This window comes from Rhizobium sp. JAB6 (assembly GCF_003024605.1).
Lineage (GTDB): Bacteria > Pseudomonadota > Alphaproteobacteria > Rhizobiales > Rhizobiaceae > Rhizobium.
In genome coordinates, this window is the sequence record NZ_PYJQ01000009.1 from 1,252,602 (window position 1) to 1,267,874 (window position 15,273).

The 15,273-nt window shown below is 61.0% G+C and carries 14 protein-coding genes; 4 read left to right on the forward strand and 10 right to left on the reverse strand.

The window, feature by feature from the left end:
- Nucleotides 1–915, reverse strand: a complete 915-nt coding sequence (locus C7U61_RS16125; RefSeq protein ID WP_106999010.1) for a LysR family transcriptional regulator — start codon at nucleotides 913–915, stop codon at nucleotides 1–3.
- 112 nt (nucleotides 916–1,027) lie between these two features.
- On the opposite strand from C7U61_RS16125, the gene C7U61_RS16130 reads away from it, so the two are divergent.
- Both C7U61_RS16130 and C7U61_RS16135 read left to right on the forward strand, forming a co-directional pair.
- Nucleotides 1,028–1,774, forward strand: a complete 747-nt coding sequence (locus tag C7U61_RS16130) for an SDR family oxidoreductase (protein ID WP_106999011.1) — start codon at nucleotides 1,028–1,030, stop codon at nucleotides 1,772–1,774.
- Nucleotides 1,775–2,068: 294 nt separating this feature from the next.
- Entirely contained in the window at nucleotides 2,069–2,812 is a 744-nt protein-coding gene (locus C7U61_RS16135) for a metallophosphoesterase (RefSeq protein WP_106999012.1), read from the forward strand.
- Between the two features lie 56 nt (nucleotides 2,813–2,868).
- On the opposite strand, the gene C7U61_RS16140 is transcribed toward C7U61_RS16135, so the two are convergent.
- From C7U61_RS16140 to C7U61_RS16160, 4 genes are all read right to left on the reverse strand, one after another.
- Nucleotides 2,869–6,024 (reverse strand): efflux RND transporter permease subunit, encoded by a 3,156-nt coding sequence (locus C7U61_RS16140; protein ID WP_162718334.1) that lies wholly within the window; start codon nucleotides 6,022–6,024, stop codon nucleotides 2,869–2,871.
- A gap of 22 nt (nucleotides 6,025–6,046) precedes the next feature.
- Nucleotides 6,047–7,195 carry an efflux RND transporter periplasmic adaptor subunit gene (locus tag C7U61_RS16145; protein ID WP_106999013.1) on the reverse strand — a complete coding sequence of 383 codons (1,149 nt, stop codon included), beginning with the start codon at nucleotides 7,193–7,195 and terminating at the stop codon, nucleotides 6,047–6,049.
- A 60-nt stretch (nucleotides 7,196–7,255) separates the two neighbouring features.
- Entirely contained in the window at nucleotides 7,256–7,864 is a 609-nt protein-coding gene (locus tag C7U61_RS16150; RefSeq protein ID WP_106999014.1) for a TetR family transcriptional regulator, read from the reverse strand.
- A 412-nt stretch (nucleotides 7,865–8,276) separates the two neighbouring features.
- A complete protein-coding gene (locus tag C7U61_RS16160; protein WP_106999138.1) occupies nucleotides 8,277–8,708 on the reverse strand; it encodes an OsmC family protein in 432 nt (143 codons plus the stop codon).
- A 341-nt stretch (nucleotides 8,709–9,049) separates the two neighbouring features.
- Here C7U61_RS16160 and C7U61_RS16165 point away from each other — a divergent pair, with 341 nt between their 5' ends.
- Nucleotides 9,050–9,844 carry a FadR/GntR family transcriptional regulator gene (locus C7U61_RS16165; RefSeq protein WP_106999016.1) on the forward strand — a complete coding sequence of 265 codons (795 nt, stop codon included), beginning with the start codon at nucleotides 9,050–9,052 and terminating at the stop codon, nucleotides 9,842–9,844.
- A 30-nt stretch (nucleotides 9,845–9,874) separates the two neighbouring features.
- Nucleotides 9,875–11,023 carry a galactonate dehydratase gene (gene dgoD / locus C7U61_RS16170; protein WP_106999017.1) on the forward strand — a complete coding sequence of 383 codons (1,149 nt, stop codon included), beginning with the start codon at nucleotides 9,875–9,877 and terminating at the stop codon, nucleotides 11,021–11,023.
- A 323-nt stretch (nucleotides 11,024–11,346) separates the two neighbouring features.
- Here the strand turns inward: dgoD and C7U61_RS16175 are convergent, their stop codons facing one another.
- From C7U61_RS16175 to msrA, 5 genes are all read right to left on the reverse strand, one after another.
- On the reverse strand, nucleotides 11,347–12,063 hold the full coding sequence (locus C7U61_RS16175; protein WP_106999018.1) for a Bax inhibitor-1/YccA family protein: 717 nt from the start codon (nucleotides 12,061–12,063) through the stop codon (nucleotides 11,347–11,349).
- Nucleotides 12,064–12,084: 21 nt separating this feature from the next.
- A complete protein-coding gene (locus C7U61_RS16180) occupies nucleotides 12,085–12,855 on the reverse strand; it encodes an anti-sigma factor (RefSeq protein ID WP_106999019.1) in 771 nt (256 codons plus the stop codon).
- Nucleotides 12,842–13,381 (reverse strand): sigma-70 family RNA polymerase sigma factor, encoded by a 540-nt coding sequence (locus C7U61_RS16185; protein WP_106999020.1) that lies wholly within the window; start codon nucleotides 13,379–13,381, stop codon nucleotides 12,842–12,844. The genes C7U61_RS16180 and C7U61_RS16185 overlap by 14 nt, the downstream gene beginning before the upstream one ends.
- A 65-nt stretch (nucleotides 13,382–13,446) precedes the next feature.
- Nucleotides 13,447–14,370, reverse strand: a complete 924-nt coding sequence (locus C7U61_RS16190) for a bestrophin family protein (RefSeq protein ID WP_106999021.1) — start codon at nucleotides 14,368–14,370, stop codon at nucleotides 13,447–13,449.
- Between the two features lie 124 nt (nucleotides 14,371–14,494).
- A complete protein-coding gene (gene msrA / locus C7U61_RS16195; RefSeq protein ID WP_106999022.1) occupies nucleotides 14,495–15,247 on the reverse strand; it encodes a peptide-methionine (S)-S-oxide reductase MsrA in 753 nt (250 codons plus the stop codon).
- Nucleotides 15,248–15,273: the final 26 nt, after the last annotated feature.

Consider the following 15,273-nt stretch of genomic DNA (forward strand, 5'->3'; position numbering starts at 1 on the left):
TTAGAGGAACGCCGGTGTCTCACCGAGGAGCGGATCGATTCGCTCCGCGAGCAGCGCAAGGAAGGCCTTCGTCCTGGCTGCCGGGCGCGGCCCCGGCGGATAGATGGCATGGACGTCCACTCGCCCGAATTCATAGGAGGGCAGCACAGGCACGAGCCTCCCTTCGGTGATTTCCCGGCGACAGACCGCAGCGAACAACGAACCTATTCCTCTTTCCGCCAGCACCGCCTCCATGAGCGGCCTCCAGTGGTTGACGCGCCATGCGGTACGGATAGGCGCTTCCACCGTCCCGCCGTCCGGACCAATCAGACGCAGCCGCTCATCCGCCGCGAAGCCGATGAAGCGGATGAAAGGGTGTGCCGCAAGCTCTGCTGGTTCGCGCGGCACCCCTTGCCGCTCGATATAGCCGGGAGCAGCCAGCAGGTGCCGCCGCATCGTCCCCAGCCGGCGGGCGATGAAATTGCCGCTGCCGATCTCGCCGACGCGGATTGAGAGATCCACGCCCTCCGTCATCGGATCGACGAAGCGATCGTTCAACGTGACATCTAAAGCCAGAGCCGGATGCAGCCTCTGGAATTCGACGAGCAGCCTCGGCAAGGTCATCTCACCGAGCCCATGCGGCGCCGCGATCCGGAACGTTCCGGTCAGCGATGTCTCAGCCGAGGCGACGGAAGCCTCCGCTTCCTCCGCGGCTTCGATGGCACGCTTGGCATAGTCGTAGAAGCGCGCGCCGGCATCGGTCGCCTGCACCGAGCGGGTCGTCCGGTATAGGAGCCGCGCGCTCAAGTGCCTTTCCAGCTTCTCGATGCGTTCGCTGACGGTCGGCTGTCCGAGACCGAGGTCGCGCGCGGCAGCCGAAAGGCTGCCGCGTTCGACGACACGGGTGAAGATGCGCATGGCGGAAAGCATATCCATGACCGTACTCTATCGCCTTTTACGATAAATGACATCACTATTCGCGCCCTTCCAAAGCCTGTGCCGATCAACGATCTTCGGCCCGGTCAACAATCCAACCGGAGAACCAGTCTTGCAGACCAGCACCATTGAAACGGGCAATAAACAGCCTCAATCGTTCCAGGGTCAGAACATCGTCATCATCGGCGGCTCCTCGGGGATCGGTCTGGCGACCGCCAGGCAAGCCAAGAATGCCGGCGCGAATCTCTTTCTGGTATCCCGCGATCCGCAACGTCTTCGGAAAGCCGCCGAAGCGATCGGCGGCGCGACACAGATCGTCGCAGATATTGCGGCTCCGCAGCCGGCGATATTTGCGGGGATCGGCAGAATCGATCATCTGCTGATCACGGCCGGAACGGTGCACCTGCAGCCGCTCAAGGATCAGTCGGAGGCGGATCTCTTTCAGGTTGTGAGTGAACGCCTGATCGGACCCTTGCTCGCCATCAAGGCGGCTCTTCCCCTTCTGCATGGCGCAAGCTCGATTACCATGACCTCAGGTCAATTCGCCTGCCGCCCCGCTGCGATCGGTGCGGTCGTGGCAGCCGCCGTTGCCGCCGTTGAAAGCACGGTTCGCGCCCTCGCCATTGAGCTGTCGCCGACGCGCATCAATGCGGTTTCGCCGGGGTGGGTGGATACGCCGCTGCTCGATGGCCTGATAGGCGAGGCCAAGCGGCAGGTGCTGGAACAGACCGCCTCGACGCTGCCAAGCCGCAATATCGGCCGGCCGGAGGATATCGCTCAGGCGATCCTCTTCCTGATGGCGAATCGCTTCGTGACGGGAGAAGTCTTGCATATCGATGGCGGCGGGCGCCTGGTCTAGCTGCTCGGCAGTCGGCAAGAACTTGCGGAAATTTTCGCAAGCTTGCCGGCCTTACCGCTCTCTTTCGTCCTGAGGTTGGGAGGTCGCATAAAGCGCGACCTCCCAAAAAAGGACGCTGAATCTTTCTGCAATCTCAGCGGTTCAGACCAATGCCCGCGCCCGTAAGACTTGCAGCAACGCGATGCTTGGAATACCGTCCCATATAGGCTCGCCCCAGGCGGGTTTCTGGACCCCATTCAAGCGATTGGACTGCCGCGCCGTTCAGGCACGATCCGGCAGGAAGCGGCCGATTTCATGCAGCAGCGAAGAGACCGTATCGATCTCACCGGACGCGATTACACGGCGATCTATGCGCTGAGCGACATCCATGGCTGCTATGATGAGATGGCGGAGGCCGAAAGGCGCATCACCGCGGATGCCCGCAATCTTCCCGGCCGAAAACTGCTGATGTATCTCGGCGACTACGTTGATCGCGGCCCGCGTTCCAGCGATGTGCTCGCGCATCTCAGCGCACCGCCGCCCGAAGGCTTCGACCGCTATGCGCTTTGCGGCAATCACGACGATGTCTTCCTGCGTTTTCTCGACGACCCCGAAACCCATAGCCACTGGCTCGAATTCGGCGCGCTGCCGACGCTCGCCTCCTATGGCATCGATGCCAGGCACATTCTTTTCGACCTTGGCTATGGCATCCAGCAACTGCGCGACATGACGCTGAACGCCATGCCGCGGGCGCATGTCGATCTGCTGCGTTCGCTGGCCGTAGCCGTCACGTTCGGCTCGACGCTCTTCGTCCATGCCGGCATCAAGCCGGGCACCCCCTTGAGCTCTCAGACGGATGAGGACCTAATGTGGATCCGCGAACCCTTCCTGTCGGAAGGACCGCAACTGCCGCTGCTGGTCATCCACGGCCACACGCCGCATCCGTACGCCACCTTCGGCTCGGGCCGTATCGGCATCGATACGGCCGTTTCCATGGGCGGAAGCCTGACGATCCTCAAGGTCGCAGACGGAAGACAGACGATCCTGCAATCGATCTGAACGGTTCAAACGAATATCCCAGCTTGGAGCCGGGATATTCGTTTCCTTCAGGTGTCTTACTCCGCCGCCACGGCCGGCGGCAGCTGGATCGTGTTATGGTCGTCGTCGGCCTGATCCTTGGTGGGCGGTTCTGCCGACTTGTTCTTCGGCTCACGGCCGAAGAAGAGGGCATAGCCGGCCGGCAGCACGAAGATCGTCAGCACGGTCGCGACCAGAATGCCGCCCATCATGGCGTAGGCGAGCGGCCCCCAGAAGACGCCGCGCGAGATCGGGATCAGCGCCAGCACGGCCGTCAGCGCCGTCAGCATGATAGGCCGGAAACGACGCACGGCCGAACCGATGATCGCTTCCTTCCGGTCCATGCCCGCGGCGATATCCTGGTCGATCTGGTCGACGAGGATGATCGAGTTGCGGATGATGATGCCGAGCAGCGCGATGACGCCGAGGATCGCGACGAAGCCGAAGGGCGCACCGCTGATCAGGAGGGCACCGGCCGCACCGATGATGCCGAGCGGGCCGGTGGCGAGTACCAGCATCGCCTTGCCGAAGTGCTGCAGCTGCGCCATGAGGAGCACGACGATGATGACGAGCATGATCGGCGCCTTGGCCGCGATCGAGGCCTGGCTTTCGGCGCTGTCCTCGGCGCCGCCCTGGATCTCGATCTTGTAACCGGCCGGCAGGCTGTTCCTCAGATCGGCCATGTCGTTGTAGAGCTTGGCGGTCACGTCGTTCGACTGCACGTTGTCAGGCAAGGTTGCCCGCACGCTTATCGTCGGCAGGCGGTCACGGCGCCACTCGATGCTCTGCTCCATGACAGGCACGATCTTGGCGACCTGCGACAGCGGAACGAATCCACCGGAGTCCGTGGGGATATAGACGGAGTTGACCGACGTCAGCAGGTGACGGCTCGCCTCCGGCTCGCGGGCAACGATCCCGACGGTTTCTTCGCCCTCGCGATAATTGTCGAGCGTGACGCCGGACATCGAGGCCTGCAGCATCTGGCGGATGCGCTGCGAGGTGACGCCGAGAGCGCGAGCGCGATCCTGGTCGATCACCAGCTTCATGGCCGGCACGGGCTCGAGCCAGTCGTCATGGATCGCGCCGAGCAGCGGATTCTGGGTGAAGCGCTGCTTCACCTCGTCGGCAATACGGCGAACCTCCTGCCGGTCGGGCCCCATCACGCGCAGCTGCACGGGCCAGCCGGTGGGAGGACCCAGGAACAGGCGGTCGACCTTGCCACGGACGGACGGGAAATCCGCCGCCAGAATGCCGCGCATCTTGGCGATCAGCCGCTCGCGGGCCGGCTCATCCTTGGCCATGACCAGCATCTGGGCATAGTTCGGATTGGTAAGCTGCTGATCGAGCGGCAGGAAGAAGCGCGGCGCGCCCTGGCCGATATAGGTGGCGATGAAGCGCTTGTCCGGATCGTCGGCCATGCGGGCTTCCAGCGCCTGGGCTTGGCGCTCGACTTCCTTGATGCTGGTGCCTTCGGGCAGCCAGAGATCGACGAGGATTTCCGGGCGCGACGACTGCGGGAAGAAGTTCTGCGGAATGAACTGGAAGGACCAGAGGCTTCCGACGAAGGCGGCGAGCGTCAGAAGCAGAACGATGACGCGGTGGCGCACGGCCCAGGCGACGGAAGAGCGCAGACGGCGATAGAAGCGCGTGTCGAACACATCATGATGCTCGCCGGCGTGATGCCGCTGCTTGAGGATCATATAGCCGAGCCATGGCGTGAAATAGACAGCCACGAACCAGGAGACCACAAGCGCAATGCCGACGACGTAGAAGAGCGAACGGACATATTCGCCGGCTGTCGACGCTGCAAATCCCACCGGGATGAAGCCGGCGGTGGTGATCAGCGTGCCCGTCAGCATCGGGAAGGCGGTAGAGGAATAGGCGAAGCTGGCGGCATCGAGCTTCACCAGCCCCTCTTCCAGCTTGCGCTCCATGAGCTCGACGACAATCATGGCGTCGTCGACGAGCAGGCCGAGCGCGATGATGAGCGCGCCGAGCGAGATGCGCTGCAGGTCGATGCCGAACTCGTACATGATGGCGAAGGTCGCGGCCAGCACCAGCGGAATGGCGATGGCGATCACCAGGCCGGAGCGCCAGCCGATCGACAGGAACGAAACGATCAGCACGATGACGAGAGCTTCGCCGAGCGCATGCATGAACTCGCTGATCGCGTCGGTCACGACATCGGGCTGGTTGGAGATCTGGTCAACTTGAACGCCGATCGGCAGGGAAGCCTCGAAGCGCTTGTAGGTTTCCTCCACCGACTTGCCGACATCGGTCACCTTGAAACCATTGGCCATGACGACACCGAGCTGCACGCTCGGATGGCCGTTATAAAGGAACTTGGCGGTATAGGGATCCTGCAGCCCTGCGGTGACGGTGGCGATATCGCCGAGGCGCGTCACCTGGCCGCCGGCGGTCAGCCGCAGGTTCTTGATATCCTCGATTTTGTTGACGTCACCCTCGACCGAGATGCGCACGGAGCGCGTGCTCGTATCGACCGTGCCGGCCGGATCGACGTTGTTCTGGCCGATAATGGCGTTCTTCAAGTCGGTGAGCGTCAGCCTGCGCTCGGCCAGAACCTTGGAGGAGACGTCGATATAGATCTGCTCCGCCTGGTCGCCGATAATCGTCGCCTTCTCGACACCGGGCGTCGACAGCAGCATGTCGCGGGCCTGGATGGCGAATTTCTTCAGCTCCGGATAGGTGTAGCCGTCGCCGCTGATCGAATGCAGCGTGATGAAGGTATCGCCGAATTCATCGTTGAAATAGGGGCCGAGCAGGCCGGACGGCAGCTCGTTGCCGATATCGCCCACCTTCTTGCGGATCTGGTAGAAGGCGTCCTTCACTTCGGCGGTGTTGGTGTCGCCCTTGATCTGGATTGTCGTGATGGCAAAGCCGGCGCGGGTATAGGATTTGACCCAATCGAGATGCGGCGTTTCCTGCAGCTTGCGCTCGATCTTGTTGACCACCTGGTCTTCCATGTCCTGCAGCGAGGCGCCGGGCCAGACGGTCTGGACCACCATGACGCGGAAGGTGAAATCCGGATCTTCCTTCTGGCCCATATGGGTCAGGCCGAGCGCGCCGGCGATGATGATGAGCCCGAACAGAAAACGAGCGATGCTCGGATGGGCGATCGCCCAGCGCGACAGGTTGAAACGCTTCCTCTCGCCGGAGGTGCTGTTGATGGACATGATGTCGTCCCCTCGATCCGGGTCAGCGTACGATATCCGCCGAAGCGGCGTTGATGTCTGCGGAGGCCTGCTGGGCTGATGCAGCCGGAAGCTTGACCTTCATGTTCTCGGTCATGAATTGCGTGCCGGCGGCAACGACAACATCGCCGGCCTTCAAGCCATCGGCGACCCTTACGCCGTCATCGGCGAAATCGGCTACCTTGATGGCGCGGGAATGCACGGTGCCGGCACTGCGATCGACAAGCCAGACGATCTGCTTTCCGTCCTTCTGCGCCAGAGCACTCAGCGGAATGGAAACATAGGGCTGGGTATTGTCGGCAAGCGCCTCGATCGTCGCGGTCATGCCGAGCAGCACGCGCGGATCGTTCGGCACACTCACACGCACGGCGAAGGTACGCGACTGATCGGCACTCCCTGACACTTCCCGCACCTTGCCATCCAGCACGAGGGTGGCATCGGACCAGAAGCGCGCCTTGACGTCCTTGCCCACCTTGAACTGGGCGATGTCCATTTCCGGGACGGCGACCTGCACTTCCTTCTCGCCATCGACTGCGACAGTGATGACGGGCGTGCCTGAACTGACCACCTGGCCGACATCGGCATTGATTGCGGTCACAATACCGTTCATGTCGGAGGTCAGGTCGGCATAGGCGACCTGGTTCTTGGCTTCGGCCAACGCCGACACTGCAGAATCACGCGTCGAAACGGCTTGCTCATAAGAGAGTTCAGCCTGCTCGAGCTGCGACTTGGAGGTGACATTCTTGTCGAAGAGCGTCTGCGCGCGCGTGCGGGCAAGCTCGGTCGTCTGCACCTGTTTCTGCGCTGCATCCAGATCAGCCTGCGAGCGGCGCACGGCGAGAATATAGTCTGTGGCATCCATACGGGCGATCACATCGCCGGGCTTTACCCTCTGGCCGATATCGACCCTGCGCTCGACGATCTTGCCGCTGACGCGAAAGCCGAGGTTCATCTCCGTCCGCGCACGAACGGCGCCGGAATAATCGAGCTTGCGCGTCGTGTCTGCCTGGGCGATTTCGACGACCTTGACGGACCGGACCACTTCCGCCGGCTCCTCCTTCTTCTCATTGCAGCCCGTGAGCCCAAGCCCGAAAGCGGCAAAGAGAGCCGCGCCGGCAATGGTCCGTAAAGTGTTGGTCGTCAGCGAAACCATGTCGCTCTCCTAAAGTCGAACAAAAGAGTGGGAACACGCCGGCCATCCCGGAGCGCATTGCTATTTCTTCAAAGCCCTTATGACGAACGCGATGAGATCTTCGGGATCCGCCTGATAGGATTTAGCGAGGCATTGCGCCACCATCTGCGGATGACAGAGGTCGACGGTCGCCGCAGCGAAGCATTTGGCTGCAAGATGCGGGTCCTGCTCGGCGAATTCGCCGGCAGCAATCCCTTCCGTGATGATTTCGGCGACCAGCGCCTGCGTACGCTCGATATGCCTTTCGATGACATGCCAGTCGCGCTCGATGGCGACGATGACCATCTCGTGAACCTTTTGCTCATCGAGCATGGTCTCCAATATCATCTTGTACTGGGATAGCGCGTAGGTTCGCAGCCGCTCGGTCGCACTGATCGGCTGATTGCGGATGGCAAGGGCCGTCTGATAGCTCAGCTCCAGCATGCGTCCGCAAAGAGCCTGGTGAATCTCCACCTTGGAGCCGAAGAACCGATAGATATTGGCCGTCGACATGCCGAGATCGCGGGCAATGTCGGCTACGTTCGTCTTGCTGTACCCATAATGGCGAAACAGCCGTTCGGCGGCATCGAGAATGCGTGTGATGTTTTCCTGGCGGGCAGGATCGGCGTTGACATCGGGAAGCTCGAGCATGAATGAGGCCTGATGGATTACGAGTGACGATTTTTAATTTTCGTCACTCGTAATCCATCAGAGCGCCGATGTCAAGAAGCCACCCACAACCGCAGGCAACTTCAGATGCTACTGAATAAACCGACGATGCGGCAAAGAACTTGAAACAACAGTTAAACGATCAACAACGCTCTCTTCGGAACGGAGTTCGCATTTGCCAAAGGCTGATTGATGGGCGATCAGGCGCCCACAAGCATCGATGGAACGGCGAATACAGAATATACGAAACGCGCCGCGTCAGCCAGCGCGACGCGAAGGCCCGAAGGGTCGCCCAGAGCGGTTCAGCTTTCCACGGAATCTCCGAACCGCTCTGTCTCTTTGTTATCACGCAACTCACGGTGGAAAACCGCTACGCATCTTTCCTGGAGTTGCTCTAGGCGGCGTGAACTTCCAGAGTGATCGGAACGGAAGCAAGCGCCTTGGAAACCGGGCAGCCGGCCTTTGCCTTGTTGGCAAGCTCGGTGAAGGTGGCCTCGTCGGCGCCGGGCACTCTGCCGGTCAGTGTCAGATGGATTGCCGTGATGGCGAAGCCGCCTTCGACGCTTTCAAGCGTCACCTTGGCCGTCGTCTCCATGCTTTCGGCAGTAAAACCGGCTTCATTGAGGATCAGCGACAGGGCCATGGTGAAGCAGCCGGCATGGGCCGCGCCGATCAGCTCTTCCGGATTGGTGCCGGCAACGCCTTCGAAACGGCTGGCAAAGCCGTAAGGATAGCGATTGAGCGCGCCGCTTTGCGTCGAGATCTGACCCTTGCCGTCCTTCAAACCGCCCGACCACTGAGCCGAACCTGTACGATTGATCTGCATGTCGTCCTCCTTGTCGTTGAATGAACTTTGGGCGGCGGAACCGCCTCCCCGGTGATGATCGACGGCAGACGACATGGCCGCCTGCATCGCCACCATAATCCTTCTATCTCTCGAAGACGACGTCGCAGTAACAGTAGCGGCGCCGATTCCGGAAAGCACGGCGGTGGCGGATGGTCGCAACCGGGTGGTGCGCGGCGGATCAAATCATCATACAAGAATATTGCCAATGTATGATGATTGGCGTATCTTCATTCCAATGCGAAGAGCGATGGCGCCAAAGCGCGCAGATCCTTCGCAGCGGGGTTTCCGCGAAAGCTGCGGAATGGTGCGGAGGAAAAAGCGTGGAATCGCTGCATAGGCAGGAGCATGGCGCAGCAGCCAAGTCTGAGCGTCGCCCGCGCGTGCGTAAGAATGTGACGGCTGCGATCGCTGAGGATATCTGCGCCGAACGTTATCCTTCCGGTTCGACCTTGCCGCGCGAGAGCGATCTCTGCGAAATGTACGGCGTCAGCCGCACGGTGATCCGCGAATCCCTCAAGGTGCTGGAGTCCAAGGGCCTCGTGCGCGGCAAGCCGCGCATCGGCACGACCGTCTGCGATAAGGATGACTGGAACATTCTCGACCAGGACGTGCTGGAGTGGATGGGCCCTTATATCACCGATTTCGATATTCTCGGCTCCATCCTCGAAGCGCGCCGCACCATCGAACCCGCTGCCGCCGAATATGCAGCAGAACGGGCGACAGCTCGCGAAATTGCCGACCTGGAAAACGCCTGGGAGCGCATGCGCGACAGCGGCGATGACCCGGAGGGCTTTACCGAGGCCGACGTGGCCTTTCACAAGCTGCTGCTAGGCGCCAGCCACAATCAGGTGTTTCGGCGCCTCTCCAGCGCCATGCATGCCGGCCTCAAATATGCGCTGCACGCCTCCAACGTCGCCGCCGATAGCCGCGACGAAGCGATCGCCGTTCACGGCGAACTCGTCGAGGCGCTGCGCTTGCGCGACCGCGATGCCGCACGCGCCTGCGCCCATCGCATGCTCGATCTTGCCGCCCGCGATCTCGCCGTCGAACGGCGGCTGGACATAGGCCGGAAAGCAAACCCCGAAACCCCGAAATCTGCGGCCTCGCGCCGCTGACCCAACCCAAGGCTAAACGGAATCATTCCCATGAAAATCACCAAGCTGACGACCTACATCGTTCCCCCGCGCTGGCTGTTCCTGAAGATCGAAACCGATGAAGGCATCGTCGGCTGGGGCGAGCCCGTGGTCGAGGGCCGTGCGCTCACCGTCCAGGCGGCCGTGCACGAACTGGAAGACTACCTGATCGGCAAGGATCCCTTCCTGATCGAAGATCACTGGACCGTCATGTACCGCGCCGGCTTCTATCGCGGTGGCGCAGTCCACATGTCGGCGCTCGCCGGCATCGACCAGGCGCTCTGGGACATCAAGGGCAAGGCACTCGGCCAACCGATCCATTCGTTGCTCGGCGGCCAGGTGCGCGACAAGATCAAGGTCTATTCCTGGATCGGCGGCGACCGCCCCTCCGATGTCGCCAACAATGCCAAGGACGTCGTTGCGCGCGGCTTCAAGGCGATCAAGCTCAATGGCTGCGAGGAAATGCAGATCGTCGACACCTATGACAAGGTGGAAAAGGCCGTCGAGACCATCGCCACCATCCGCGAGGCGATCGGCCCATATATCGGCATCGGCGTCGATTTCCACGGCCGCGTTCACCGGCCGATGGCCAAGGTGCTCGCCAAGGAGCTCGAGCCCTACAAGCTGCTCTTCATCGAGGAACCGGTTCTGTCGGAAAACCGCGAAGCCTTGAAGGAAATCGCCAATCATTGCTCGACGCCGATCGCGCTTGGCGAACGCCTTTATTCGCGCTGGGACTTTAAGTCGGTCCTGTCGGACGGCTATGTCGATATTCTCCAGCCAGACCTCAGCCACGCCGGCGGCATCACCGAATGCCGCAAGATCGCGGCCATGGCCGAAGCCTATGACGTGGCGCTGGCGCCGCATTGCCCGCTTGGTCCAATCGCCCTTGCCGCCTGCCTGCAGGTCGATGCCGTCAGCTACAATGCCTTCATCCAGGAACAGAGCCTCGGCATCCACTACAACAAAGGCAACGACATCCTCGACTATATCTCCAACAAGGAAGTGTTCCACTATGCCGACGGCTTCGTCTCGATCCCGCAGGGCCCCGGCCTCGGCATCGAAGTCGACGAAGCCTATGTCATCGAGCGCGCCAAGGAAGGCCATCGCTGGCGCAACCCGGTCTGGCGTCATGAAGACGGTAGCGTCGCCGAATGGTAAGACCACGCTCGTCTCCTGACGGACGGGAAACGGCATATCTCCAGTGATGAAAGGCCCGGTGGCAGCAGATCCGCGCTATCGGGCCTTTTCTTTAGACGGTGCTGCTCTCCGGCACCTTCCCCCTTTGCCGCCTGGCGGCGAACATCGCTGCACATCCGCTGTGCCGCTCTCTCCAAAAAAGTTGCGCCTGCAGTATCGGCGCAGATACTGCAGGCGCGTCATGCGTCTCAACAAGCCCCCAGGGAGACGCATTACCGGAGCATGATTGCCAAAGGCGTGGAGTGCCCTTCAGCTCAGACCATGCTCAAGCAGGCAATTCCAAACTACTCCCGCTCGCCGGTGAAATTCAGCAGCAGCTGGAAGATGTTGACGAAGTTCAGGTAGAGCGACAGAGCACCGAAGACGGCGAGCTTCTGCTGCGATTCCTGATCGTAGTTTTCAGCATACTGTTCCTTGATGTTCTGCGTATCCCAGGCGGTCAGTCCGACGAAGACGACGATACCAATGACCGAGATGGCGAACTGCAACGCGCTCGAACCCAGGAAAATATTGACGATGCTGGCGATGATCACACCGAACAGGCCCATCATCAGGAACGAGCCGATGTTGGAAAGATCACGCTTCGTCGTATAGCCGTAAAGGCTGGTCGCGCCGAACATGGTCGCGGCAATGAAGAAGGTGCGCGCAATGCTCGTGCCGGTGAAGACCAGGAAGACCGAGGCCAGCGACAGGCCCATGACCGCACAGAAGGCCCAGAACATCATCTGCGCCGTGCCGGCCGACATCGACTGGATGCGGAACGAGAAGAAGAACACGAAGGCAAGCGGCGCCAGCATGACGACCCACTTCAGCGGGCTTTGGAAGATCGGCACATAGAGCGCCGGCGTCGTGCCGACGATCAGCGCGACGATTCCCGTCACGACAAGGCCGATACCCATATAGTTGTAGACGCGCAGCATGTGCCGGCGCAGTCCTTCGTCGAAGAGCGCCTGAGAGCCGGCGGCGGCTCCGTAGCCGTATCGCGGATTGGTCGGGTTCATGGTCGTTCTCCTTAATCCAAACTAGTAGAGACTGCGGGCAAGCTTTTCGGCATCGCCGTCAAGCTGACCCGCCTTGCCATTGCCGATCAGCGCATAGGCGACTTCCCCGATCTGCCAATAGGCAGCCTGAACATCGTCACGCTTGATGTGACTGACATCCTGAACGGCGAAATTGCCCGGACGGACGGCAAACAGTGACAAATGCCCGTCTTCGCCGGCATCGACCATCATTTCGACGCTCGGCCCGAATTCGGACGGATAGATTTGCGCATCGGTGACGCGCCAGCCACCCGGCAGCTCCGGCAATATGATTGCCGTCGAAGCACGGATTTCTTCCGGATTATAGCTTGCAGCCTTCGATTGCGGCTTGATCTCTTCGCGCACGGTGGTCGTTTTATAGGCGCGTACCGCATCGTCGACAAAGGCCGGCGGCCGCGTGGAAGCACTGACCTCGCTCGCCGTAAAGGCGCCGAAGGACGTATGCGCAACCCAGCCGGTGGTCACCAGCACGGCGATGGCGGCGACACGCTGAAACGAGCCGAGCACGCGGCCATAGGCCAGCCCGCGCTCCAGCCGCCGTGCGGCTTCCCGCGTTTCCGCCCGGACCACATGGCCTTCTCCGGCCAGCGCCATGCGCAGCTCACCGCGGATGCTCATGTCAGCCATCACTTTGGCGGCGATCTCAGGATGCTCCGAGAGATAGGATTCCACCTCGATACGGCGCGCAAGCGTCAGCTCGCCATCGACATAGGCGTCGAGATCGGTATCGATGATCGGATCAACGATTTTCATTGCCGCCTCCCTCGATAAGCCTGAGATGCGAAACCTTGAAGGTAGCCTCCTCGAAATGACGCAGCGTCGCGCGAGCCCGGGCGATGCGGGACATCAAAGTGCCGACGGGAATGCCAAGCGCCGACGCCGCCTCCTGATAGGAGAGATCCTCGATCGCCACGAGATGCAGGGCCTCGCGTTGCTCCTCGGGCAGACTGAAGAAGGCTTCGCGAACCTGGCTCAAACGCACGGTATGGTCCTGCGATGCCGGCAGCGCCGTTTCGAGATCGGCCGCGGCCTCCTCGTGACGACGGTTCAGCGACTTCTTCTGGCGCAGTCGGTCGATATGCACATTGTGCAGGATTGATAGCAGCCAGGTGCGCAGATTGCCGTCGCGCCTGAAAGATGCCTTACGCTCATAGGCCTTCACCAGCGCGTCATGCACCAGATCCTCAGCCTCGTCCGCATTGCGCACGAGCGAGCGGGCGTACCGTCTCAGCGAACCGAGCTGCCCCAAAACATCGAATGTGCGTCCTTTGCGTTCCATACCCCTATATACGGAAGCACTCCGGATTCTATTCCATCGCGCGACGAATATTTTTGCTGATTTTTTTACATCAGCAGGAAATCCTTGGGCTGCGGCAGGGGCGGCAGGTCGGTTTCACCGAGCGCTTCGCGCAGATTGATCTCGATCGTATCGGCAAGGGCGCCGATGGCGAGCGCATTGGGACGATGGCCGAAGGGGTCTTCCAGCTCGTCGCCGAGCGCGTCCAGGCCGAAGAAGGTGTAGGCGATGAGGGCAGTCACGAAGGGCGAGCCCCAGCCGAGCGTATCGACATAGCCGAAGGGCAGGAGGAAACAGAAGAGATAGGCAGTGCGATGCAGAAGCAGCGTATAGCCGAACGGCAGCGGCGTGTTGCGCAGCCGCTCGCAGGCGGCCTGCACGGCTCCCATCTGGCCAATCGTGATATCCAGCATCTGATACTGGATATCCGAAATCGTGCCCGATGCCTTCATTCGCGCGAGATCGGCGGACATGAGGCGCAGAATGAGATCAGGCTTGTTGCGAGCCGCATGATAGAATTCGGCCTCACTTGGCGTTAGCAGGCGCAGCACCTTGCTCTCGTCGCTGCTGGGCCGCAGAAGACAGACCAATGCCTGTGTAAAGGCCATGGTCAGGCGCAGGAGGTTATTGCGCGCTTCAATACCGGTCTCGCCCGCACTCTCCAGCACCAGCGTTTGCCGGGCAAAGCTGCGTGATACATTGACGAGCTGTCCCCAATCGCGCCTGCCCTCCCACCAGCGGTCGTAGCAGGCATTGTTGCGGAAGCCGAGAAAGATCGAAAGGGCGATGCCGAGCAGCGAAAGAGCCGACCCGTTGAAGGAGACGATGAGATGCGGCTTCTCCTCATGGCCCCAGACGATCAGCGCCGATAGCAGAAAGATCGCAATGATCTGCGGCAGGATGCGCCGGATGATCGATCCGCGGACGATGAAGAAAAGCTGGAAGAGATTCGGCCGGTCGCGGACGATCATGACGAAACGCACTCTGGATGACGATCTGGTGTGGCAGCAATACACCAGACCAGCCGGGAGTAACGAGCATTTCTTGCAAGGCGGCCCTGACCGGCGGACATCGCTCGCCGGTCAGGGCAGGCCATCATTTCGCGCTGGCGCTTGCCGTCACCAGAACCGGATCGGCGCGATAATCTCCAGGAAAGAGGTGCTGCAGGTTCTTGATCTTCGGCAGATCGTTGATGACGATATAGGGATAGTTCGGATGCGTCGTTAGGAAATCCTGATGATAGTCCTCGGCGGCATAGAATTGCCGCGCCGGCTCGATCTTGGTGACAACAGCCGCGTCGAAGACCTTGGCATGATTGAGCTGCTCGATATAGGCGCGGGCAATGTCGGCCTGCGACTGGCTGGTTGGGAAGATGACCGAACGATATTGCGTGCCTGTATCCGGCCCCTGATAGTTCAGCTCCGTCGGATCATGCGCCACCGAGAAATAGATCTGGAGCAGGTGGCCATAGCTGATCTTGTGGGGATCGAAGACGATGCGCACGGATTCGGCATGGCCGGTGTCGCCTGTGCTTACCATTTCATAATGGGCCGCATTCTTGCTGCCGCCCGTATAACCTGAGGTGGCGCTGATGACGCCATTGACGTGCTGGAACACACCCTGCACGCCCCAGAAGCAGCCGCCGGCAAGCACCGCTGTCTCCGTACTCGCGGACGAAGCCTTTTCATCGACGCTCGGCGGTGGGATTACACGCGCATCCTCGGCGAAAGCGCGGCCGGCAAATTGCAGCACAACGCCGCCAAGCAACAGCGCCGCCGCCGTCATGCCGGCAAAACGAGCAACGCGCGCTGAACGGATTCGGATCATGTCCGTCGATAGAATCTTCATGACGATTTCCTCTCGACCGTGATTGT